The following is a 22885-nucleotide window of genomic DNA, read 5'->3' on the forward strand; positions in this document are numbered from 1 at the left end:
GGCTGGTGGTGCGGGCAACGCGAACGCCGATGTGCCCCTTGCAAACGAAAGACCCCGCGATGGACGCGGGGTCTTTCGTCAGTTTACGCCGTCCGGCTCACCCGCCGTGGCGCGGGTCCGAATCGAGCGACTGCACGTTACGGCCGGCCGAGGCGGGTGGTGGATTATCACCATCCAGCTTGTCGCCGAGCAGGCGTCGGACCACCACGTAGAACACCGGAATCAGCAGGACGCCGAGGAAGGTCGCAAACAGCATGCCGCCGATCACGCCGGTGCCGATGGCGTGGCGGGCATTCGCACCCGCGCCGCTGGAAATGAACAGCGGAAACACACCGAGAATGAACGCCAGCGATGTCATCAGGATTGGCCGCAGACGCAACCGGGCGGCATCCACGGTTGCCTCGCGCAGCGTGCGCCCGGCCTTCTGCTCGGCCACCGCGAACTCCACGATCAGGATCGCGTTCTTCGCGGCCAGGCCGATCACGGTGATCAAGCCGATCTTGAAGTAGATGTCGTCAGGCAGTCCACGCAGCAAGGTGAACACCACGGTGCCGAGCAGGCCCAGCGGCACTACCAGCAACACGGCCACCGGGATCGACCAGCTCTCATACAGCGCAGCCAGGGCCAGGAACACGATCACGATCGACAGCACCATCAGCAAGGTGGCGGCATTGCCGGAAAGGATCTCCTGGTAGGACTGACCGGTCCAGTCGAAACCGAAGCCCTTGGGCAGGTCGTCGTTGACGATCTTCTGCATCTCGTTCATCCCCTCGCCCGAGGCATGCCCGGGTGCGGGCGAACCCACGATCTCGACCGCCGAGTAGCCGTTGTAGCGGGTCAGCGAGGGCGACGATACGTTCCAGTTCGTGCGCACCACGTTGGACAGCGGAATCATTTCCGGCGTGCCGTTGCTGGTGGTTTGCGAGCTGGGCGTGAAGATGTGCTGCAACGCCTCGGGGCCCATCCGGTACGGTGCATCCGCCTGCATGATGACGCGCTTGATGCGACCACCGTAGGTGAAGTCATTGACATACACCGGCGCCAGCATCAGCCCGATCGCGTTGTAGATGTCGCCGACCGACAGGCCCATCGACTGCGCCTGGACGCGGTCCACATCCAGGTGCAGTTGCGGCGAATCCTCCAGCGAGTTGGGACGCACGCCTGTCAGCAGCGGATTCTGGCTGGCCTTGCCGAGCAGGGTGTTGCGCGCCTGGGTAAGCGCGTCGCGCCCGGCGCCGCCACGATCCTGCAGGTACATGTCGAAGCCGCCGAACTGGCCCAGACCCTGCACCGTGGGGATGTTGGCCACGAAGATGCGCGCATCGTGCACCTGCTGCATTTCCCCGTTCGCCCGCTGGATGAACTGGGCGGCGGTGACATCGCGCTTGGCCCAATCCTTGAGCTTGATGAAGGCCATGCCGGCGTTCTCGCCCGAACCGATGAAGCTGAAGCCGGTGACCTGCAGCACGCCTTCCACGGCGTCATCCTTGCCCAGGACATCACGCATCTGCTTCATCACCGTGCTGGTGCGCTGCTTGGTGGCACCCGGCGGCAACTGGATGATGGCCAGTGCGTAGCCCTGGTCCTCTTCGGGCAGGAAGCTGCCGGGCAGGCGGGTGTAGAGGAAACCACCCAGCACGGCGATCAGCACGAAACCCAGCATCCAACGCGGGGCATGACGCACGGCGCCGCCGATATGGCCGGTGTAAGTGTGCGTGGTCCAGTCGAACAGCTCGTTGAACTTGCGGAAGACGACGTTCTTCTTCTTGTCGTGTTCCGCCTGCAGGAAGCTGGCGCACAGGGCCGGGGTGAACGACAGGGCCAGGAACGCGGAGAAACCCATCGACAGCGCGATCGTCAGCGCGAACTGCTTGTAGATGATGCCCGAGGCGCCCGGCTGCAGCGACGACGGCACGAACACCGCCGCCAGCACCACCGTGATCGCCACCACCGCACCGGTGATCTGGCCCATCGCCTTGCGCGTGGCCTCCTTCGGCGGCAGGTTTTCCTCGGTCATGATGCGTTCGACGTTCTCGATCACCACGATCGCGTCGTCCACCACGATGCCGATGGCCAGCACCATGCCGAACAGGGTCAACTGGTTGATGCTGAAGCCGAGCGCCAGCATGCCCAGGAACGTGCCGAGCAGGGCAACCGGGATCACCAGGGTGGGGATGATGGTGGCGCGGATGTTCTGCAGGAACAGCAGCATCACCAGGAACACCAGGATGATCGCCTCGACCAGCGTGTGCACCACCTCGTTGATCGAGATGGTCACGAAGGCGGTGCTGTCGTAGGGACTGAACCAGCTCACGCCCTGCGGGAAGCTGGGTGCGAGTTCGGCCATCTTGGCGCGCACCGCCGTGGCCACGTTCAGCGCATTGGCGCCGGGCAGCAACTGGATCGCGAACGCGCCGATCGGCTTGCCGTCCCACTGGGTGTCGAAGCCGTAGCCGTTGGGGCCGAAACTGATCCGCGCCACATCGCCGAGCTTGACGACGGTGCCGTCGGCGTTGGCGCGCAGGATGATGGCGGCGAATTCCTCCGGCGTGGTGAAACGACCCTCGGTCGACACCGTGGCACTGAAGCCCTGGCCAGGCAGCGCCGGATCGGCACCGAGCGAGCCGGCGGCGAACTGCACGTTCTGGGCCTGGATGGCCGCCAGCACCTGGGTGGCGGAAAGGCTGTATCCCTGCAGCTTGTCCGGGTTCAGCCAGATGCGCATGGCGTATTCGGAACCGAACTGCTGGGTGCTGCCGACACCGGGCACGCGCGAGATCTGGTCGAGCACCTGCGAGCCGACGATGTCGTTGAGGCGGTCGCGGTCGATGCTGGGATTGTCGGACTTCAGCGCCACCACCATCAGGAAGCCGGCGTTGGCCTTGGCCACCACCACACCCTGTTGGGTCACTTCGGACGGCAGGCGCGGCGTGGCCAGGGCCACCTTGTTCTGCACCTGCACCTGGGCGATGTCCGGATCGGTGCCAGTTTCGAAGGTCAGCGTGATGTTGGCACGGCCACTCGCGCTGGAAGACGAACTGAAGTACAGCAGGTGATCGATGCCGGTGAGCTGCTGCTCGATCACCTGGGTGACGGTTTTTTCGGTGGTGTCGGCGCTGGCGCCGGGGTAGGTGGCGCTTACCGTCACGGAGGGCGGCGCAATGGTCGGATACGACTCGATGCCCAGGTTGAGGATGGCCAATACGCCACCCAGGGAAATCAGGATGGCGACCACCCAGGCGAAGATCGGGCGGTCAATGAAAAAACTCGGCATGGTCTGCGCTCCGTTACTTGCCGCTCGGGGCGGTGCCCGGGGCGGGCGCGTTCGCTGCGGACGAGCCGGCAGCGGGCGTGGGCTGCCATGGACTGGCCTTGGCCGGCGCACCGTCCTTCACATTCTGGATGCCCGAAACCACCACCTGGTCACCCGCCGCGAGGCCAGCGGTAATCACCCAGTTGCCACCGGACATGTCGGTGGTGGTGACGTCCTTGCGCACCACCTTGCCGTCGGTGCCGACGGTCATCACGTACGCACCTACCGTATCGCGCTGCACGGCCTGCTGCGGAATCAGGAACACCTTGTGCTGTTGGCCGAGGTTCGCCTTCAGCGTCACGTAGCTGCCGGGCAGCAGGCTGTGCTTCGGGTTGGGGATCTTGGCGCGCAGGTTCACCGCACCGGTGGCGGGATTGACCGTGGTGTCGGAGAAATCCAGCATTCCCGATTCACCGTAGGCACTGCCGTCGGGCAGGGTGATCTGCACGCTGGCCTTGTTCGGATCGGCCAGGGTGACATTGCCGCTGCTCTGGGCGCGGCGCATCTGATCCAGCGAAGCCACGCTCATGGTGAAGTTCACGTACAGCGGATCGATCTGGTCCACGGTGGTGAGCAAGGTGGCCTCGCCGTTGCCGACCAGGGCGCCTTCGGTGACCTGCTGCTGGCCGGCACGACCGTCGATCGGCGAGGTGACGTCGGCGTAGCCCAGGTTGATGCGGGCGGACTGCACGTTGGCCTGCGCCGCCTGTACCGCGGCGGCCGAATTGCGTTCGGCGGCCAGTGCGTTGTCGAGATCGGACTTGGACACGTAGCCCTTCGGCGCCAGTTCACGCACGCGCCGTGCGGTGACCTTGTTGTTGGTATAGGTCGCCTGGGCCTGGGCCAGTGCACCGGAACTGGCCGCCAGGGCGGCCTTCAGCGGAGCGGGGTCGATCTGGAACAGCAACTGTCCCTTCTTGACATCGGTACCTTCGTCGTAGGTGCGCTTGAGCAGCACACCCGGCACGCGGGCGCGCACGTCGGCGCTGCGATAAGGCGACAGCCGGCCGACCAGGTCGCGAGTCAGTGGCGAGTTTTGGGGCTGCGCCTTGAGCACGCCGACTTGCGGCGGCGGCATTTGCGGCGGGCCTTGCTCCTTGCCTTTGCAGGCGGCCAGGGCCAGCAGGCTCAGGCACAACAAGGGCATGCTCAGTGACGAGGACTTCATGGGAGCTCCAGAACGTGCTTGATTCGGGGAATAGGGGCTGATGGGCGCGAAGCGGTGATTCTGGTGACCAGATACTGCATCGCACGCCGCATGTCTTGTGTCATAGGTTGGCCGGGCCTGGAAATGCGCACGGTGCTTGGTCTCTGTATTCAGGTGCGAAGCCCGATGGCGCGCGCCCTGCGAAGCAGACTATACCGGGCAGTTTACATTTTATCGGTAGCAGGAATCCAGCCATTGACAGGCATGGCGTAGCTGTGGACAGCCGAAGCGACATGCCGATGCCGAGGTGACACGGAAGCGGCGGCGAATCGGAGGGTACGGCATGCGCGCGCGCCTGGTTTACGGGGATCGGGAAAGTCGTCGACACGACGCCATGGATCGAGGCGGTTTTCGATGGGACAAAAGCGCATCGCGCGGGTGGATTCGCCTTGCCGCGCGGCGTATCCTTTCAAGGCTTTTTTCCCCATTCTCAATCCTTGTCTCCACTGACCAGCAGATGCCATGAATGCGACCCATGCGGCGAACGATCTCCCCCTTCCGTCTGTAGTACTTGCAGAGCTGAAAAAGGGCGGTTTGTCGCCCCAGCGTCTGAATGAGGCACAGGTTTTCTGCGAGGCTTTCTTCGCGCGTGTCGGCGACAGTGACGTGGACATGCACACACCGGTGCAGTGGGCGGCCATCGTGGGTGGCCTGCTGGAATTCATGCAGCAGCGCCAGCCCGGGCATGCCAGCGTACGCGTGCTCAGCCCCGCGGACGTGCATGCCGGTCGCAGCCTGTTGCAGATCGTTACCGACGACACGCCATTCCTGGTCGACACGGTCAGCATGATCGTGTCGACCAGGCTGCAGATCCATGCCGTGATCCATCCGGTACTGAAGACGGTGCGCGATGCGGCCGGCAAGTTGCAGGGCCTGGGCGAGGAGTCCGGCAAGGCCGAGTCGATCATGCATTTCGAGATCGACCGGGTCGCCGATGCCGATGAGCAGGTGCAATTGAAGGCGCAGGTCGAAGCGGCGCTGGACGATGTCCGCGCATCGGTGAACGACTGGGCGGCGATGCGCGACAAGGCGCTGGCGATCGCCAACGAACTGCCACAGCGCAAGCTGCCGCTGGATGATGCCTCGGTGCATGAAGCCAGCGAGTTCCTGCGCTGGATCGCCGACGACAACTTCACCTTTCTCGGCTATCGCGCCTACGAAATAGCCAATGCCGATGGCGATCGCGTATTGCGCGCAGTCGAGTCCTCCGGCCTGGGCATCCTGCGCAACAACGAGCGCTCGCTCGCGCCGCGCTCCTTGCGTTCGCTGGCGGCGAGCGAATTGCCGCAGTCCGGTTCGACCGACGCGATCATCCTGACCAAGACCAATGCCCGCTCGCACGTGCATCGCGCCGGTTACATGGACTACGTGGGTGTCCTGCAGTTTGATGCCGACGGCAAGGCCGTGGGCGAGCAGCGTTTCCTCGGCTTGTTCTCTTCCAATGCCTACATGGCGCGCCCGCAGGACGTGCCGCTGGTGCGCCACAAGGTGGAAACGGTACTGGCGCGCTCGGGGCTCAAACGCGATTCGTACTCCGGCAAATCGCTGCGCCATATCCTGGAAACGCTGCCGCGCGAGGAGCTCCTGCAGAGCACCGAGGACGAGTTGTTCGCCACTGCCATGGGCATCCTCGAGCTGCGCCAGCGTGCCCGCACGCGGTTGTTCGTGCGGCGCGATCGCTACGGCCGGTTCTTCACCTGCATGGTGTTCGTGCCGCGCGACCGCTTCAATACCTCGGTGCGTGAGCGCATCGAATCCTTGCTGGGCGAAGCACTGCACGGCGAGCAGAGCGACTCGTCGGTGCAGATGGGCGAGGCGGCGCTGGCGCGTCTGACCATCGTGGTACGCCCGAAGATCGGCGACAAACCCGCCTACGACCTCGCGGCGCTGGAGCGGGGTGTGGCTGCCATCGTGCGCAACTGGCATGACGATGTACGCGACGCGCTGGTGAAGTCGCGCGGCGACCACGAAGGCGTGGTGCTGGCCAATCGTTACGTCAAGTCGCTGCCGGCCGGCTACGTCGAGGACGTGAGTCCGGCGGTGGCCGCCGAGGATGTGCACCAGTTGTCGCAGCTGGCTGGCGACAATGCCTTGCGGATGTCCTTCTACCATCCGCCGAAGCAACCCGAGACCCTGCGCTTCAAGGTCTACCGTTCCGGTGGCGACATCGCGTTGTCCGAAGTGCTGCCGCAACTGGAAAACCTCGGCCTGCGCGTCCTCACCGAACATGTCTACGACATCCCCGGTGACGCACCACGATCGATCCAGGACTTCGAAGTGCAGCCGGTCGGTGCGCTCACCTTCAGCGTGGAACAGGTCGGCGCCTTGTTCGAGGATGCGTTCGAGCATATTTGGCGCGGCAGTGCCGAGAATGACGGCTTCAACCGCCTGGTGCTGGGTGCCAAGCTCAGCTGGCGCCAGGTGGCGATGTTGCGTGGCTACTGCAAATATCTGTTGCAGACCGGCGCGACGTTCTCGCAGGCGTACATGGAAGAAACCCTCAACCGTTATCCGGCGGTTGCCGGCTTGCTGGTGGAGCTGTTCCTGGCGAAGTTCGATCCGCGCCGCGAAGCGCTTTCCGGCGACGAGCTGAAAGTCGCCGGTGCCACCCTGGCCGCCGAGATGCGGGCGTTGATCCCGGCTACGGTGCAGGCGGCACAGCCGATGCTGATCGACAACCTGAGCGCGGCATTGTCCAGCCCGCGCGACGAGCAGATCAAGACGATCGAGATAACGATCCACCAATTGCTGGAAACCGTCGGCAGCCTCGACGAGGACCGCATCCTGCGCAGCTTCGTGGCGTTGATCCGTGGCACCTTGCGCACCAGCTTCTTCCAGCAATGGGATGGCGCGCACCGTCCATACATCAGCTACAAGCTCGATTCGCACAAGGTGCCCGACCTGCCCAAGCCGGTGCCGTACCGGGAGATCTGGGTGTGCGCACCGCGGGTCGAGGGCGTGCACCTGCGCTTCGGCGCGGTGGCCCGTGGTGGCCTGCGCTGGTCCGATCGGCGGGAGGATTTCCGCACCGAGGTGCTCGGCCTGGTCAAGGCGCAGATGGTCAAGAACACCGTCATCGTGCCGGTCGGTTCCAAGGGCGGTTTCTTCGTCAAGAAAGCGCCCGTACTCACTGGGCAATCGGGCGACCGTGACGCGCAGCTGGCCGAAGGCATTGCCTGCTACCGCATGTTCATCAGCGGCCTGCTCGACATCACCGACAACCTGATCGAAGGCAAGGTGGTGAATCCGCATGACGTGGTGCGCCACGACGCGGACGATCCCTACCTGGTGGTGGCCGCCGACAAGGGCACCGCCACGTTCTCCGATATCGCCAATGCGATCTCGATCGAACACAACTACTGGCTCGGCGACGCGTTTGCCTCCGGCGGCTCGCACGGTTACGACCACAAGGGCATGGGCATCACCGCCAAGGGTGCGTGGGAATCGGTCAAGCGCCACTTCCGTTCACTCGGCCGCGACAGCCAGACGCAGGACTTCACCTGCGTCGGTGTCGGCGACATGTCCGGCGACGTGTTCGGCAACGGCATGCTGCTGTCCGAACACATCCGCCTGCTGGCGGCGTTCGATCACCGTCATGTGTTCCTCGACCCGAACCCCGATACCGCGCGCGCCTTCGCCGAGCGCCAGCGTCTGTTCACCGTGCCGCGCTCGAGCTGGGACGATTACGACAAGTCGCTGATCTCGGCCGGTGGCGGCGTGTACGCGCGTAGCGCCAAGTCGATTCCGGTCTCGCCGGAAGTGCGCGCGGCACTTGGTCTCAAGCCCGACGTGGAACAGCTGGCGCCAAGCGACTTGCTCAGTGCGATCCTCAAGGCACCGGTCGACCTGCTCTGGAACGGCGGTATCGGCACCTACGTGAAGTCGTCCGCCGAGACGCATGCCGACGTCGGCGACCGCGCCAACAACGCACTGCGCGTCAACGGCGCGGATCTGCGCTGCAAGGTCGTGGGTGAGGGCGGTAATCTGGGCATGACCCAGAAGGGGCGTATCGAGGCGGCGCAGCATGGCGTGCTGCTGAATACCGACTTCATCGACAACTCCGCGGGCGTGGATACCTCCGATCACGAGGTCAACATCAAGATCCTGCTGAACGACGCCGTTCAGCGCGATGAGTTGAGCTTCGACCAGCGCAACACCCAGCTCGCTGCGATGACCGACGAGGTCGGCCAGCTGGTGCTGTGGGACAACTACCGGCAGAACCAGGCAATCACGCTGATGGAACATCAGTCGGTGAGTCGCATCGGTTCGATGGCGCATTTCATCCGTACGCTGGAGGCCGAAGGCACGCTCGATCGCCAGGTGGAGAACCTGCCGTCCGAGGCCGAACTGACCGAGCGAAAGAGCCGTGGTCTTGGCTTGACACGGCCGGAACTGTCGGTGCTGCTTTCGTACGACAAGATCCGCCTGTTCCAGCAGTTGCTGGATTCGGACGTGCCGGAGGATCCGTACCTGTCGAAGGAACTGGTGCGCTACTTCCCCACGCCGTTGCACGAGAAGTATGCCGAGCACATGCAGCGCCACCGGCTGAAGCGCGAGATCATCGCCACCGCGGTGACCAACTCGACGATCAACCGCATGGGTGCCACCTTCATGATGCGCATGCAGGAAGATACCGGCCAGGGCCCGGCGGCGATCGCCAAGGCGTACACCGCAGCGCGCGAGATCCTCGAGGCACGCGAGCTGTGGGCGCAGATCGAGGATCTCGACAACCAGGTCGCCGAAGACACCCAGATCGATGCGATCAAGCAGATCTGGTCGTTGCTGCGGCACCTGACCCGCTGGCTGCTGAACCGCCCGGGCGGCTCGCTGGACATCGCCGCCAATGTCGAGCGTTACCAGGCCGGCGTGTCGGCGCTGCGCAAGGCACTGCCCGAGGTGCTGACACCGACCGGCAAGGGCGATTTTTCCTGCACCCAGGAAAAATGGGAAGGTCTCGGCCTGCCTGCCGGGCTGGCGCTGCGGTTGGCGCGCATGCCGGAACTGCGTGCCGGGCTGGACATGGCGGAAGTGGCGCAGCAGAGCGGCCAGCCGATCGAGAAGGTGGCCGGTGTGTTCTTCGAACTGGGCGAGGCGCTCGACCTGGAATGGTTGCGCGACCAGATCGAGGCATTGCCGGTCGAAGGTCACTGGCATGCACAGGCGCGCGGCTCATTGCTGGACGAACTCAACCATCAGCATCGCGCACTGTCGTTGCAGGTATTGAGCCTCAGCGGCGGCAGCAAGGATGTCTCGCCGGTGCAGGCGTGGTTGCAGCGCGACGACGCCACGCTGCAGTACACCCGCAGCATGCTGGCGGAAATCCTCACCCAGAACGCGGATTATCCGATCGCGTCGGTGGCGGTGCGGCGGCTGGCCCAGCTGGCGCAGGTACCGGTGTAGGGGTTTTTGACCGGTTCCTTTAAGGGTCTCCCGCGGCTTGGACCCGACCCCTTCCCTCCCCTGCAAGCAGGGGAGGGTTTACGGCTCGCTCCAACCTTTAAGTGCGGCATGTTCACGGCTTGCGGGCTTTTGACTCCTCCCCCTGCGTGCAGGGGAGGTTGGGAGGGGGCTCGCGGGGAATCGAGTAGGGCGAGCGGGTCGCTCTGTCGTACTCTTGGTATTCCCACCACCAGTCAGGGTTCCCATGCGCTTTGCCTTCGTCGCCAGCGACACCAGCATCGCCCAGCAGGCACGCCGCAAACTGGTCGATCGCTATGGGGACGTGGCGCCCGAGCAAGCCGAACTGATCGTCGCTCTGGGTGGCGACGGGTTCATGCTGCGCACGTTGCATGCGTATCGGGCGCTGGAAGTGCCGGTGTACGGCATGAAGCTGGGCCGCGTTGGTTTCCTGATGAACAAGCACAAGCTCGACGATCTGCCGGAGCGGATCGAACGTGCGCACACCGCCTCATTGTTCCCACTGCAGATGCAGGTGACCGATGCGGCTGGTTCCGTGCATACGGCGCTGGCGTTCAACGAGGTTTCGCTGCTGCGCCAGAGCAACCAGGCCGCGCATCTGGAGGTGCAGCTCAATGACATCGTGAAGCTGTCGAACCTGATCTGCGACGGCATCATGGTGGCCACGCCAGCAGGCTCCACCGCGTACAACCTGTCCGCACATGGTCCGATCCTGCCGCTGGACGCGAACGTGCTGGCGCTTACGCCGATCAGTCCGTTCCGCCCGCGCCGCTGGCGTGGTGCGATCCTGCCGCACCGCACCGAGGTGATCCTGCGCGTGCTCGATCCGGGCAAGCGGCCGGTCAGCGCCACCGCCGACTTCCATGAAGTGCGCGACGTACGCACGGTCGCCATTCGCCAGTCCGGCGATCAGGGCGTGCGGCTGCTTTTCGATCCGGAACACAACCTCGAACAGCGCATTCTCGACGAGCAGTTTGCGGCGGAATAGGACATGCCGCTGAAGCGAGCGAGGTTCCGCCGGTCCACCCTGCTAGATTCAAGCATCCACCGCACGACACCCAGGCAATGACTCAGCCCTCAACCGATGCCCACGATCCGACCGCCGCCAGCGATCAGCGCCTGGTCGTGGCGATTTCCTCGCGTGCGCTGTTCGACCTTGGCGACAGTCATGCGTTGTTCGAGCGCGACGGCCTGGACGCCTATCGCAGCTTCCAGATCGATCACGAAAACGAGATTCTGCAGCCCGGCGTGGCGTTCCCGCTGGTGCAGAAACTGCTTGGCCTCAACAAGCTGGCCGGCGACGTGCCGCCGGTCGAGGTGATCCTGCTGTCGCGAAATTCCGGCGATACCGGCCTGCGCATCTTCAACGCGATCCAGCATTACGGCCTGGAGATCAGCCGCGCCGCGTTCACCAGCGGCGCACCGACATCCGACTACATCGCGCCGTTCAAGGCCGACCTGTTCCTCTCGGCGAATGCAGAGGACGTGGGCCGCGCGCTGGCCGCCGGCGTGGCGGCGGCAACCATTCTGCCCAGCACCGCGCCGGCACGGGCCAGCGAACAACTTCGTATCGCGTTCGACGGCGATGCGGTGATCTTCGGCGACGAGGGCGAGCGCGTTTCTCGCGAGGAAGGGCTGGCCGCGTTCCATCGCAGCGAGACCGAGCATGCCGCCGAACCGTTGTCGGTGGGCCCGTTCCGCGGTTTCCTCACCGCACTGCACCGTCTGCAGACCGCGTTTCCGGCCGAGGATTCACCGATCCGCACCGCGCTGGTCACCGCCCGCTCCGCGCCCGCGCACAAGCGCGTGATCCTCACCTTGCGCAGGTGGGGCGTTCGCATCGATGAGGCGCTGTTCCTCGGCGGTCGCGACAAGGGCCCGTTCCTCGATGCCTTCGGCGCCGACATCTTCTTCGACGATTCACCAGCCAATGTCGAGTCGGCGCGCAAACACGTGGCGACCGGCCACGTGCCGCACGGTGTCAGCAATCGCTGAGCTGGCCGGTTCAGGTGTGGAAAGCGCGGCTGTCCGCCGGGGCCTGTTCGCGCTGGTGCATGCCATAGTCGCGGCTTACGTTGGCCACGCGCAGTCGGTAGTCCTGGAAAATTGTGGAACGGCCACAGGCCTGGGCGGTTCGGTGCTGTTCCGTTTGTCGCCAGTGCGCCACGGCTTCTTCGTCACGCCAGAACGATAGCGAGAGGATTTTCCCCCGCATCGTCAGGCTTTCGAAACGTTCGATCGAGATGAAACCGTCGATGCCATCCAGCAGGGGACGCAGCCGAGCGGCCATGTCGAGGTATTCCTGGCGTTGCCCCTCGGCCGGGGTGAGCTCAAAGATCACCGCGATCATCGCTGTTGCCCTTCGGTCGCGTGGATGAAGGCGTCCACGCCCTGGTAGAGCGAATGGCGGTTGCGTTCCAGATGCATGACGTGGGTGCCGTGGTCGATCCGCATGCGCCATTTCAGCGGGCTGTTGCTGAATTTCGCCAGCAGGGCGCTCGCCCCGGCGTCGTCCGTCACCGTGTCGTAATCGCCATACACCACGAAGACCGGCACCTTGATGTCCGCCGGATCGTAGGGATAGACACCGGTGGCCGTCACCGCGTCGATATCCGCCGCCGGGCCGGCGGGAATGCGCAGCTCGTCCGGCCGGTCTCCTTCGACGTGGGGCACCGACGCATGGAACGCAGCGGCCCATTTGCTCACCACGGCCGGCTCCAGCAAGGTAAGCCCCGCGGGCAGGACATCCTTGAAACGCAACTGCCGGGAGCGCGCTTCGGCGGTGATGCTCCACCACGCACCGGGCACGGCTTCGGCTTGCGCGCCCGGCTTCGCCACCACGGGACCGAACAAGGTGAGTGAAGCGAGGGTGCCTGGATGTTCCGCCGCGAAGGTGGCGGCCGGGATGGTGCCCCAGGAATGGGCGACCAGGTGGACACCGCGCATGCCGCGGGTTTGGCGCAGGTAGTCGACGGCCACGGCGATTTCCTGCGCAGCCTCCGTTGCACGAGTGACCGGAGCGGCGTCCCCGGCGGGGTTCGCCATGGCCGAGGGACGACTGGACGCGCCGAACCCGAGGAAGTCCAGGCCGCAGGCGAGGTAGCCTTGCCGCGCCATGTGGCTCATCCACGAATCACCGGGTGCGAATTCGAAACCGAACGCCAGCATGGTTGGAAAACTGGCGCCGTGCACGAACAGCACGCTGCGGCCATTGGCGTGCGCCGGTGTGATGCAATGCAGGGCCAGCCGCTGCCCGGGTGCGTGCGGGGCGGGCAGGTTGATGGTGCTTGCGGAAAGCGCGGAGATCAGTCCGAGTGCCAGTAGTCCCGACATGCCTGCGGCTCGTGTGGGTGGAGGAGCCGCCATCGTGGATCCGGCACGACACGGAATGTTTTGACGGCCAGCGAAACATGTCGGCGGCCGTTCGTGCCTGTACCGCGCCCAGGGTCAGTGCAGGCCTTGCCAGCCCTCGAATCCGGTGAACATCGCTGCCGCGACCAGCAGTGCGCCCACGCAGCGCGTTGCGATCAATCCGGCGGCAGGCTTGCCATGCAGCCACTGCCGCGCACGATCGGCCATCAGGGCCACCGCGCCATAAACGCACAGCTGGTTGAGCGCGATGATCAGCCACATGACCAGTGCCTGCAGCCAGATCAGGCCGTAGTCCGGCCGCAGGAACTGCGGGAAGATCGCCAGCATGAACAAATAGGCCTTGGGGTTGAGCAGGCTGGTCAGCATGCCCTGGCGAAAGGTGGCCGCACGCGAGCGCGGCCGGGTATCCGGATGCAGGCCGAACGAGGATTCGCTGCGTATCAGCGAAATGCCGATCCAGGCGATGTAGAGCGCGCCGGCGAGCAACAGTGCGTTGAACGCACCGGGGATCAGTTTGATCAGCACGCTGATGCCCAGCGCCGTCATCAGCACATGGCAGACCCCGCCGGCGATGATGCCGGCCACGGCGGCGAAGGCCCGGCTGCGCCCGCCGGCCAGCGCACTGCCCATGACGAAGGCCATGTCCAGGCCCGGCAACACAATGATGCCGAAGACCAGGACGAAGAACAGCCATAGCTGTTCGTAATGGCTCATGGCACGGCCTCGGTGTTCGTGTCGGGCAGCCAGCGCAGGCGCGAACGCGGTGTCGGATCCATCACCACGCGTTCCGGTGCACCGCGCAACAGGCCGCTGGCGGCGAGCGACTGTTCGACAGCGACCAGCTGTGGCATGAGCTGGCGATCCAGCGTGACGTTGTCCCGGACCACGCCGATCCACACCAGGAACGGCCCGTCCATGCGTATCGGCAACTGCGGAAAGTTGTTCGGCACGTCCAGCGACACCAGCACGCCAGCCGGGTGCACGCCATCGATGCGGTAGGCGGCGAAGGCGGCTTCCGCCTTTTCCGCGAATGCCTCCTCGCGGCCCTTTTTTACCGTGAAAATCTGCGCGACCACGACGCCTTGCGCACCGCGCTCCTCGGTCACCGGATCGACCGCTGGCAGCACGCTGATGTCCTGGTCGACATGCAGCGGGCGCAGCAGCATCACATTGTCGCTATCGGGCAGGATCGCGTTGACCTTGACCCGGTGCTCCTTCCACAGCGGCCCGTAATAGAACGCCGCGTTGACGATCGGGCGCGCGTTGATGTCGTGGAAGCCGCGCAGCCAGGTGAAGTGGTTCGGATGCCCGCGCTCGGTGAACTGACCGAACACCATCGCACCGAGTTGCTCGAAGGCTTCCGGAAAGTAGGTGTCGAAGTATTTGACGAAGTGCGCCAGCTCGCCGTCCGCCGTGACATAACGGCGAAATTCGACGACCTGGTAATCCTTGAGATGCTGCACGCTTTCCATCTTGGTGGCCTCGTTTGCTGGCTTGCCCTGCGCGGGCATCGCCGCGGCGAATGCGATGGTGGCGACCATGCTGGGCAACAGGCGGTTGAAGTGCTTCATGGAGATCCCCCTGAATAATCCGGTGAAGTGATCCGGTGAGTGACACGCTCGCACGGTAAGGCCAATACAGGTCAAAATCCGACCTGATTGAGCGCTACCATGGCAATCATGGCGAAACCCACCACGCGCGTGCTGGCGGTGCTGGACCTGCTGCAGAGCCACGGCCGCATGAGCGGTCCGGAACTGGCGCGGCGGGTCGGCGTCGACGTGCGCACGTTGCGCCGCTACATCGTCATGCTGGAGGATCTTGGCATCCCGCTGACCACCGAGCGTGGCCGCCATGGCGCCTACATGCTGGTGGCGGGTTTCAGACTGCCGCCGATGATGTTCACCAATGACGAAGCCGTGGCGCTATCGGTGGGTTTGGTGGCGGCTCGCGGCCTGGGTCTCGCCGAAGCGTCGCCGGCCGTGGAAAGCGTGCAGTCCAAACTGGCGCGCGTGATGCCGCACCGGTTGAACGCGCAGATCGGCGCAATCGCCGACACCGTCAAGCTGGATCTGCAGTCCGTCCCGCAAACCAGCGGCAGCAACGCCGCGTTGATGGCGTTGACCACGGCCGCGCAACTCCGGCAGCGCGTGCACCTGGGTTACGAGGCAAGGGCGGGCAATCGCACCGAACGCTCGTTCGACTGCTATGGGCTCGCCTGCCGCGCGGGCGCATGGTACGCGGTCGGCATGTGCCATCTGCGCCATGACTTGCGCTCGTTTCGCCTGGATCGGGTGACCGGGATTGCCTTGCTGGATGCGCATTTCCGCCGACCCGCGGATTTCAATGCGTTGACGCATCTTGTGCACGGCATTGCGGCGATGCCGCGCGGGCGACCGATCGAGATTCTGTTGAAGACGGACATGGAGCGGGCTGGCCTGGCGTTTCCACTCGCGTTCGGATTGTTCGAGCCGGCTGCCGATGGCGTGCTGTTGAGGGCCAGTGCGGACGATCTCGACTGGTTCGCGCGGCAGCTGGCTGGCCTCGCGTTCGATTTCGAGATCAGGCGTCCCGCCCCGTTGCGGCACGCACTGATGAAACTCGCGATGCGCCTGCAGGCATCGGCGAGCGCTGGTTGATTGAGATCCGCCTCAAAGCATGCGTGTGCGTTTCCACCAGCGCGTGACTTTCTCCTCGCGCACGAACGTGAACAGGCCGGCGCAGAGGATGATCGCGATGCCGACCGCCATCGGCCAGTCGAGTCGGTCGTGAAACAGGACATACCCCAGCAGCACTGCCCACAGCATCTGGCTGTACTGGGTGGGCGCGACATGATTGGCCGGCGATTTCTGCGTTGCCAGCATCAGCAGCACGGCGGCCAGTGCGGCCAGCAGGCCGTAGCCGCACAGCAGGAACCATTGATGTCCGTCGGGCCAGCGGAAGTCGCCGATCATCAGGGCGCCGGTACATACCATCGGGCCGAACACGCCGGCGCTGTACAAGGTGATGCGTTTTTCGTGCGGGCCGGCCAGTCGCAGCGCGATCATCGAGAACGCGCCAGCCAGGCCGCAGACCAGCGCAGCCAGGTGGCCAAGGCCAAGCGCGCGGAACCCCGGTCGCAGTACCACCAGCACGCCGATGAAACCCGCTACCACCGCGGACCAGCGGCGCCAGCCCACATGCTCCTTCAGCAGAACCACCGATAGGATGGTCACGAAGATGGGCATCAGGAAGATCAGCGCGAATGCCTCGGCCATCGGCAGTGCGGTGAAGGCGATCACCGCGCTTGTGCTGCCGACGGCGCCAGCCACGGCGCGCAACAGCCACAGACCGGGGCGCTTGGACCTCCACGTTTCACTCCAGCGGTCCTCGCGTGCCCGGATGAACGGTAGTGCGGCCAGACCCAGTGTCGCTCCAAAAAACACTGCTTCGTAGGCCGGCAGCGAACCGCGCAGCAGCTTGACGAAGGCGTCGCTCCACGCATAGGCGGCGAACGCCAGGAAGCCCAGCAGTATGCCCTTGAACTTGAGAACGGGAGGTTTCGATGACACGGAAGAGGCCATGGCGGGACGAACAGGTACGGCCGGGTCGTTGACCGTTTCGCCACCGCCATGATTCCACGGGAGAGGGCGCGCGCGTCGGCCCTTTCGCTTTCCTACAGGCAGTCGACCAGTCCGTCGTAAATGGATGTCGCGGTGCCTGGAAGTGTCGCATGGATTGGTTGCGGGCCGGCCAGCGCCGCCAGCAGATCAGCGACACGGGTCGGGCGGGCCAGCGGGATGCGACAGCGCCAGTGGTGCGCATCGACCATGACACGACCGTCCGATGGACCGATCTCTTCGTTGCTGGCGGCGAAGACCCATACGCACTGGCCGATGACGCCGCTGTGTTTCTCCACCGAGCAGAGGAATCGCAGTGACTGGATATTGCTGTAGTCACCCTCGCAGAACGTGTCGCCGCAGACGTCGTCGAAATCGGCGTCCAGTTGATGCAGCGCGGTGTACCAGGTCTCGATGTCGGCATCGCGGGTGAGGTAATCGCCTACCTCCACGTATTCGGCGCTGGACGGTCCCGGTACGGGCGCGGGCATGGATTGTCCGCTGGCGGCGAGCGACGCCAGCGCGAGAGGCAAGGCGGACAGAAACGATCGGATGAGACGCATGGGTTCTCCTTTTCGAGGTTTTCAGGGATACAGGGCAGGTAGTCGTCGGCAGCCGAAGCGGCGACGGCTCATGTTCCGCCTGACGCAGCGCGGCCGGCAGCGGCGTGCTCCGCCTGTCAGTGTCGGCATCTTCGGCGGTGACCGTCATCGCTGTCCCCGCTACAATGGCGTGCTTGCCCGACTCATGACCCCGGAATCCGACCATGGCTATTCGCCTCGATCCGCTTGATCTTTACGACGTCCGCTCGCTGCTCACCGATGAGGAGCGCATGGTGCAGGACTCCGTGGGCCGTTTCGTCGACGAGCGCGTGCTGCCGATCATCGGCGACTGTTTCGACCAGGCACGCTTCCCGAAGGAGCTGATCCCCGAGATCGCCGCGCTCGGCTTGCTCGGTGCGACCATTCCCGAGGAATACGGCGGTGCCGGCATGAACGCCGTCAGCTACGGCCTGATCTGCCAGGAGCTGGAGCGCGGCGATTCCGGCCTGCGCAGCTTCGCCTCGGTGCAGAGCTCGCTGTGCATGTACCCGATTTTCGCCTACGGCAGCGAGGAGCAGAAGAAGCACTACCTGCCGCAGATGTCGGCCGGTGAAGTGATCGGCTGCTTCGGCCTGACCGAGCCGCACGGCGGCTCCGATCCGGCCAACATGAAGACGAACGCGAAGAAGGATGGCGGCGACTGGGTCATCAACGGCGCCAAGATGTGGATCACCAACGGCAACCTCGCGCACATCGCGATCGTGTGGGCACAGACCGAGGACGGCATCCAGGGCTTCGTGGTGCCCACCGACACGGCCGGCTTCAAGGCGCAGGAAATCCACAAGAAGATGAGCCTGCGCGCGTCGGTCACCAGCGCGCTTTTCTTCGACAACGTGCGCGTGCCCGACAGCGCGCGGCTGCCGAACGTCAAGGGTCTGAAGGGACCGCTCGGCTGCCTCACCCAGGCGCGCTACGGCATCACCTGGGGCCCGATCGGCGCAGCGCAGGCGTGTCTGAAGGAAGTGCTCGACTACACCGCCGAACGCATCCTGTTCGATCGACCGCTGGCATCGAACCAGGCCGTTCAATTGAAGATGGCCGACATGGCCCGCCGCATCACCACGGCGCAACTGCTGTCGTTGCAACTCGGCCGCTTGAAGGATGCCGGCAAGATGCAGCCGACCCAGGTGTCGCTGGCGAAGTGGAACAACTGCCGCATGGCGATCGACATCGCCCGTCAGTGCCGCGACATTCTCGGCGGCGCCGGCATCACCACCGAGCACGGCGCGATCCGCCATGCGTTGAACCTGGAATCGGTGATCACCTACGAGGGCACCGAAACCGTGCACGAGCTGGTGGTCGGCCGTGAGCTGACCGGCATCAACGCGTTCTAAGTGCCCCCCGTCGACGGTACTGCCGTTGGCGGAGGGGACCCAAGCAGCCCCCGCTGGATCGTCGCATGAGCTGGCCAACTATCCGCATTGAAACCGAACGCCTGATCTTGCGTCCGCCGCATGCCGACGATTTCGAGGGCTATGCCACCCGGATGGCCGACGTCGAGGCGAGCCAGTTCATCGGCGGCGCGCAAGTCCGCGCGGTGGCGTGGCGCAGCTTTCTGACCAAGGCCGGGGCGTGGGCCATCCAGGGCTTTTCGATGTTTTCGGTGATCGAGAAGGCCAGCGGCCGGTGGATCGGCCAACTCGGCCCCTGGTATCCGGAAGGTTGGCCCGGCACCGAGGTAGGTTGGGGTCTGGCGCGCGAGGCATGGGGCAAGGGCTACGCGTGCGAGGGTGCCACGGCAGCGATCGACTGGACCTTCGACCATCTCGGTTGGAGCGAGGTGATCCATTCCATCGATCCCGAAAACCATGCGTCTCAGGCGCTGGCCCGTCGACTCGGTTCGACCTGCCGCGGCCCGGGCCGCCTGCCGGCACCGAATGCCGATGCACCGATAGAAATATGGGGCCAGACCCGCGATGAGTGGCGCCGGCGCCGCGCACAGCCATGAGTGCATCCGTCCAGGTCGCCACCTTGGCGGCATTGCGCGAAGTACTGGCGGCGGCGGTACCGGATCTGCATCGCCATTGCCGCGACTCGTGGACCCTGATCGGCAGCGCCGCGGCATGCCTGGCCGGTGCCGAGGTGGTCGTGGCCGATCTCGACGTACTGACCAGTGTGCGCGATGCGCAAACGCTGGCCGGGCACTGGCGCGGGCGTCGCGATGACACCTTCGTGCCGCCCGGTGAGGAACGTTTTCGTTCGCACTTCGCCCGTTTTCTGTTTCCCGGATTGCCGGTGGAAGTCATGGGCGGCCTCGAACTCCACGGCGAGCGCGGCTGGCAGCCGGTGCGGATCGACGCGATCGTCACCGTGGACGTGGCCGGTCTGGCGGTTCTCGTTCCCACGGTGGCGGAGCAGATCCGCGTGCTGGAAAGTTTCGGACGTCCAAAAGACTTGCAGCGTGCGGCGCTGCTGAAGCGCCTCGGCGGAGAACCATAGTGCTCACGATTCATGGCATGCGCGCCTCCGGTAATTGTTACAAGCTGCAGCTCTTGCTCGATCAGCTGGGTCGCGAGTATCGCTGGGTCGACGTCGACAGCGTGGGCGGGGAAACGCGCACGCCGGCCTATCTGGCGAAGAACCCGAACGGCAAGGTGCCGCTGCTGGAATTGGACGATGGCCGCCGGCTGGCCGAGTCCGATGCGATTCTCTGCTACCTCGCCGAGGGCACGCCGTTGCTGCCGGACGATCGCTGGCTGCGCGCGCAGACGCTGCAGTGGTTGTTCTTCGAGCAGTACAGCCATGAGCCGTGCATAGCGGTGGCACGCTTCATTCGTGGCTGGTTGCCGCACGACCATCCGCGCCAGGCCGAAGTGCCGGCGCTGCGGCAGAAGGGCACGCAGGTACTCGGTGTGATGGAGCAGCACCTGGTCGGGCAGGACTGGTTCGTCGGCGACAGTTACGGCATCGCCGACATCGCGCTGTACGCGTATACCCATTGCGCTGGCGACGGTGGTTTCGATCTGTCCGTGTTTCCGAATATTTGCGCGTGGCTCGGCCGTGTGCAGGCGCAACCGGGGTACACCCCGATGCAGCGCTGAGCTTGTGGACGCCGCTTCCACAGAACCGCCATTTCCCCATTCATCCAAGCGATAACCATCATGTCCATTCCATTTGCCATCAGCGCTCGCCACAAGGGTTTCAACCGTGCCGAGGTCGTCGACCAGAACTTCATCGAGTTCGTGCAGTTGTGGCAGGGTGATGTGCGCGCCGCGCCGCATGATGGCGACGCGGTGCTGCCGGGCAGTGCGCTGGATGCGCGCGGTTTCCGCGAGTTGCTGGAATCGCAATTGATTTCGCGCCACCTCGACCTGATGGCACGCGTGCTGCGCGTGCAGAACAAGGTGTTCTACACGATCGGCTCCAGCGGCCATGAAGGCAACGCGATGGTGGCGCGACTGGCGCGGCATACCGATCCGGCGTTCCTGCATTACCGCTCGGGCGGCTTCATGGCCGAGCGTTTTCGCAAGATTCCCGGCATGGATCCGGTGGTCGATTCGGCGTTGAGTTTCGCCGCCAGCAAGGACGATCCGGCTTCCGGCGGCCGGCATAAGGTATGGGGCAGCAAGCCGTTGTGGGTGTTGCCGCAGACCTCGACGATCGCCTCGCACCTGCCCAAGGCGCTGGGCACCGCGGTGGCGATCGAGCAGGCCAGGCGCATCGGCCACACGCTGCCGATCCCCGATGACAGCATCACGATCTGCTCGTTCGGCGACGCCTCCAGCAACCACGCCACCGCGCAAACCGCATTCAACACGGCCGCGTGGACGGCGTACCAGAAGTTGCCCGCACCGGTTTTGTTCGTGTGCGAGGACAACGGCATCGGCATCTCGGTGAAGACGCCGTCGGGCTGGGTCGCGAACAACTACCAGCATCGCGCCAACCTCGACTACTTCTTTGCCGATGGCCTCGACCTGGCAGAGGGCTACGGTCAGGTACAACGCGCGTTGGAGCATTGCCGCACGACACGCCGGCCAACCTTCCTGCATCTGAAGACCACCCGCGTGATGGGCCACGCCGGCACCGATTTCGAGATCGAATGGCGCAGCATCGAGGAACTGTTTGCCGTCGAGGCTACCGATCCGCTGCTCCGCTCTGCCGGCATCGCGCTGGAGTCGGGGTTGTATTCGAAGGATGACTTGCTGAATCTCTACGAGGCAACCCGCAAGCGCTGCTTCGCCGCCGCCGAGGATGCGGATTCGCGGCACCGGCTGACCTCGCTTGAGGATGTCATGACGCCGCTGGCACCCTACACGCCGGCGGCGGTCAAGGCCGAGGCCACGCGTGCCGATTACGCGGAGAAGCGGCTGGCGGTGTTCGGCGGCGAAGCGAAGCTGCCGGAGAAATTGCCGCCGAGGCATCTGGCGATCCAGGTCGGCCAGGCGTTGCACGACCTGTTGGCGAAATATCCGCAGGCGCTGCTGTTCGGTGAGGACGTGGCGCAGAAGGGCGGCGTGTACACCGTCACCAAGGGGCTCAACAAGACCTTCAAGGGCAGCCGCGTATTCAATACGCTGCTGGACGAAACGATGATCCTGGGTCTGGCCCAGGGCTACGCGAACATGGGCATGCTGCCGATGCCGGAGATCCAGTATCTGGCGTATTTCCACAACGCCTGCGACCAGATCCGCGGCGAAGCGGCGTCGCTGCAGTTCTTCTCCAACGACCAGTATCGCAACCCGATGGTGATGCGCGTCGCTTCGCTCGGTTACCAGAAAGGTTTTGGTGGCCATTTCCACAACGACAATTCGATCACCGCGTTGCGCGACATCCCCGGTTTGGTGGTCGGTTGTTCGAGCCGTGGCGACGACGCAGCGATGATGCTGCGCACCATGATGGCGCTGGCAAAGGTCGACGGCCGGGTATGCGCCTTCCTCGAGCCGATTGCGCTGTACATGACCAAGGATCTGTACGAAGCCGGCGACGGCCAGTGGCAGTTCGACTATCCGTCGCCGGACAGGGCGATGACGCTGGGCGAGGGCCGCGTCTACAACGAGATGGCGAATGACCTGGTGATCTTCACCTTCGGCAACGGCGTGCCCATGGCGTTGCGCGCGGCGCGCACGATCGAGAAGGAGCAAGGCTGGCAGGTCCGCGTGATCGACCTGCGCTGGCTGGCGCCGCTCAACGACGCGTTCATCGCAACGCAGGCGAAGACGGCCAAACGCATTCTGGTGCTGGACGAGGGTCGCAAGAGTGCCGGTGTGGGCGAAGGCGTGATCACCGCGATCGTCGAGGGCGGCTGCGGTGCCACGCCGATCGAGCGTGTGGTAGGTGCCGATACGTTCACGCCATTGGCCGGTGCGGCATTGCTGGTGCTTCCCGGTGAGGCTGAAGTGGTTGCCGCGGCACGGGAATTGGCCAAGCGCTGAGGCCG

Annotated in this window: 17 protein-coding genes; 9 read left to right on the forward strand and 8 right to left on the reverse strand. The window is 64.8% G+C overall.

Annotation, left to right across the window (positions count from 1 at the left end; all coding sequences use genetic code 11):
* Positions 1-97: 97 nt before the first annotated feature.
* Positions 98-3274: a multidrug efflux RND transporter permease subunit gene (locus ACPPVV_RS06390; RefSeq protein WP_426702624.1), complete on the reverse strand. Its 3177-nt coding sequence runs from the start codon at positions 3272-3274 to the stop codon at positions 98-100.
* 13 nt (positions 3275-3287) lie between these two features.
* On the reverse strand, positions 3288-4481 hold the full coding sequence (locus ACPPVV_RS06395; RefSeq protein WP_426702625.1) for an efflux RND transporter periplasmic adaptor subunit: 1194 nt from the start codon (positions 4479-4481) through the stop codon (positions 3288-3290).
* Positions 4482-4982: 501 nt separating this feature from the next.
* Between ACPPVV_RS06395 and ACPPVV_RS06400 the strand changes: the two genes are divergently transcribed.
* From ACPPVV_RS06400 to ACPPVV_RS06410, 3 genes are all read left to right on the forward strand, one after another.
* On the forward strand, positions 4983-9920 hold the full coding sequence (locus ACPPVV_RS06400; protein WP_426702626.1) for an NAD-glutamate dehydrogenase: 4938 nt from the start codon (positions 4983-4985) through the stop codon (positions 9918-9920).
* A gap of 244 nt (positions 9921-10164) precedes the next feature.
* Positions 10165-10926, forward strand: a complete 762-nt coding sequence (locus tag ACPPVV_RS06405) for an NAD kinase (RefSeq protein ID WP_426702627.1) — start codon at positions 10165-10167, stop codon at positions 10924-10926.
* Between the two features lie 77 nt (positions 10927-11003).
* Positions 11004-11933, forward strand: a complete 930-nt coding sequence (locus tag ACPPVV_RS06410) for a 5'-nucleotidase (protein WP_426702628.1) — start codon at positions 11004-11006, stop codon at positions 11931-11933.
* 10 nt (positions 11934-11943) lie between these two features.
* Here ACPPVV_RS06410 and ACPPVV_RS06415 read toward each other — a convergent pair whose 3' ends face one another.
* From ACPPVV_RS06415 to ACPPVV_RS06430, 4 genes are all read right to left on the reverse strand, one after another.
* Positions 11944-12288, reverse strand: a complete 345-nt coding sequence (locus tag ACPPVV_RS06415) for an antibiotic biosynthesis monooxygenase family protein (RefSeq protein WP_426702629.1) — start codon at positions 12286-12288, stop codon at positions 11944-11946.
* A complete protein-coding gene (locus tag ACPPVV_RS06420) occupies positions 12285-13271 on the reverse strand; it encodes an alpha/beta hydrolase (protein ID WP_426702630.1) in 987 nt (328 codons plus the stop codon). The genes ACPPVV_RS06415 and ACPPVV_RS06420 overlap by 4 nt, the downstream gene beginning before the upstream one ends.
* A 114-nt stretch (positions 13272-13385) precedes the next feature.
* On the reverse strand, positions 13386-14024 hold the full coding sequence (locus ACPPVV_RS06425) for a LysE family translocator (protein WP_426702631.1): 639 nt from the start codon (positions 14022-14024) through the stop codon (positions 13386-13388).
* A complete protein-coding gene (locus ACPPVV_RS06430) occupies positions 14021-14881 on the reverse strand; it encodes an NIPSNAP family protein (RefSeq protein WP_426702632.1) in 861 nt (286 codons plus the stop codon). Before ACPPVV_RS06430 ends, ACPPVV_RS06425 begins: the two co-directional genes overlap by 4 nt.
* Positions 14882-14980: 99 nt before the next feature.
* Here ACPPVV_RS06430 and ACPPVV_RS06435 point away from each other — a divergent pair, with 99 nt between their 5' ends.
* Entirely contained in the window at positions 14981-15946 is a 966-nt protein-coding gene (locus ACPPVV_RS06435) for a helix-turn-helix transcriptional regulator (protein ID WP_426702633.1), read from the forward strand.
* 12 nt (positions 15947-15958) lie between these two features.
* On the opposite strand, the gene ACPPVV_RS06440 is transcribed toward ACPPVV_RS06435, so the two are convergent.
* A complete protein-coding gene (locus tag ACPPVV_RS06440) occupies positions 15959-16858 on the reverse strand; it encodes a DMT family transporter (protein WP_426702634.1) in 900 nt (299 codons plus the stop codon).
* Positions 16859-16962: 104 nt separating this feature from the next.
* Positions 16963-17469: a hypothetical protein gene (locus tag ACPPVV_RS06445; protein WP_426702635.1), complete on the reverse strand. Its 507-nt coding sequence runs from the start codon at positions 17467-17469 to the stop codon at positions 16963-16965.
* A gap of 203 nt (positions 17470-17672) precedes the next feature.
* On the opposite strand from ACPPVV_RS06445, the gene ACPPVV_RS06450 reads away from it, so the two are divergent.
* The 5 genes from ACPPVV_RS06450 to ACPPVV_RS06470 all read left to right on the forward strand — a co-directional run bounded on the left by ACPPVV_RS06450 (position 17673) and on the right by ACPPVV_RS06470 (position 22880).
* Positions 17673-18842 carry an acyl-CoA dehydrogenase family protein gene (locus tag ACPPVV_RS06450; protein ID WP_426702636.1) on the forward strand — a complete coding sequence of 390 codons (1170 nt, stop codon included), beginning with the start codon at positions 17673-17675 and terminating at the stop codon, positions 18840-18842.
* Between the two features lie 65 nt (positions 18843-18907).
* A complete protein-coding gene (locus ACPPVV_RS06455; RefSeq protein ID WP_426702637.1) occupies positions 18908-19456 on the forward strand; it encodes a GNAT family N-acetyltransferase in 549 nt (182 codons plus the stop codon).
* A complete protein-coding gene (locus ACPPVV_RS06460; RefSeq protein WP_426702638.1) occupies positions 19453-19947 on the forward strand; it encodes a hypothetical protein in 495 nt (164 codons plus the stop codon). The genes ACPPVV_RS06455 and ACPPVV_RS06460 overlap by 4 nt, the downstream gene beginning before the upstream one ends.
* Positions 19947-20549 carry a glutathione S-transferase family protein gene (locus ACPPVV_RS06465; RefSeq protein ID WP_426702639.1) on the forward strand — a complete coding sequence of 201 codons (603 nt, stop codon included), beginning with the start codon at positions 19947-19949 and terminating at the stop codon, positions 20547-20549. Before ACPPVV_RS06460 ends, ACPPVV_RS06465 begins: the two co-directional genes overlap by 1 nt.
* Before the next feature lie 60 nt (positions 20550-20609).
* Positions 20610-22880 (forward strand): thiamine pyrophosphate-dependent enzyme, encoded by a 2271-nt coding sequence (locus tag ACPPVV_RS06470; RefSeq protein ID WP_426702640.1) that lies wholly within the window; start codon positions 20610-20612, stop codon positions 22878-22880.
* Positions 22881-22885 lie beyond the last annotated feature (5 nt).

It is taken from the genome of Rhodanobacter sp. Col0626 (genome assembly GCF_049994385.1).
Taxonomy (GTDB): domain Bacteria; phylum Pseudomonadota; class Gammaproteobacteria; order Xanthomonadales; family Rhodanobacteraceae; genus Rhodanobacter.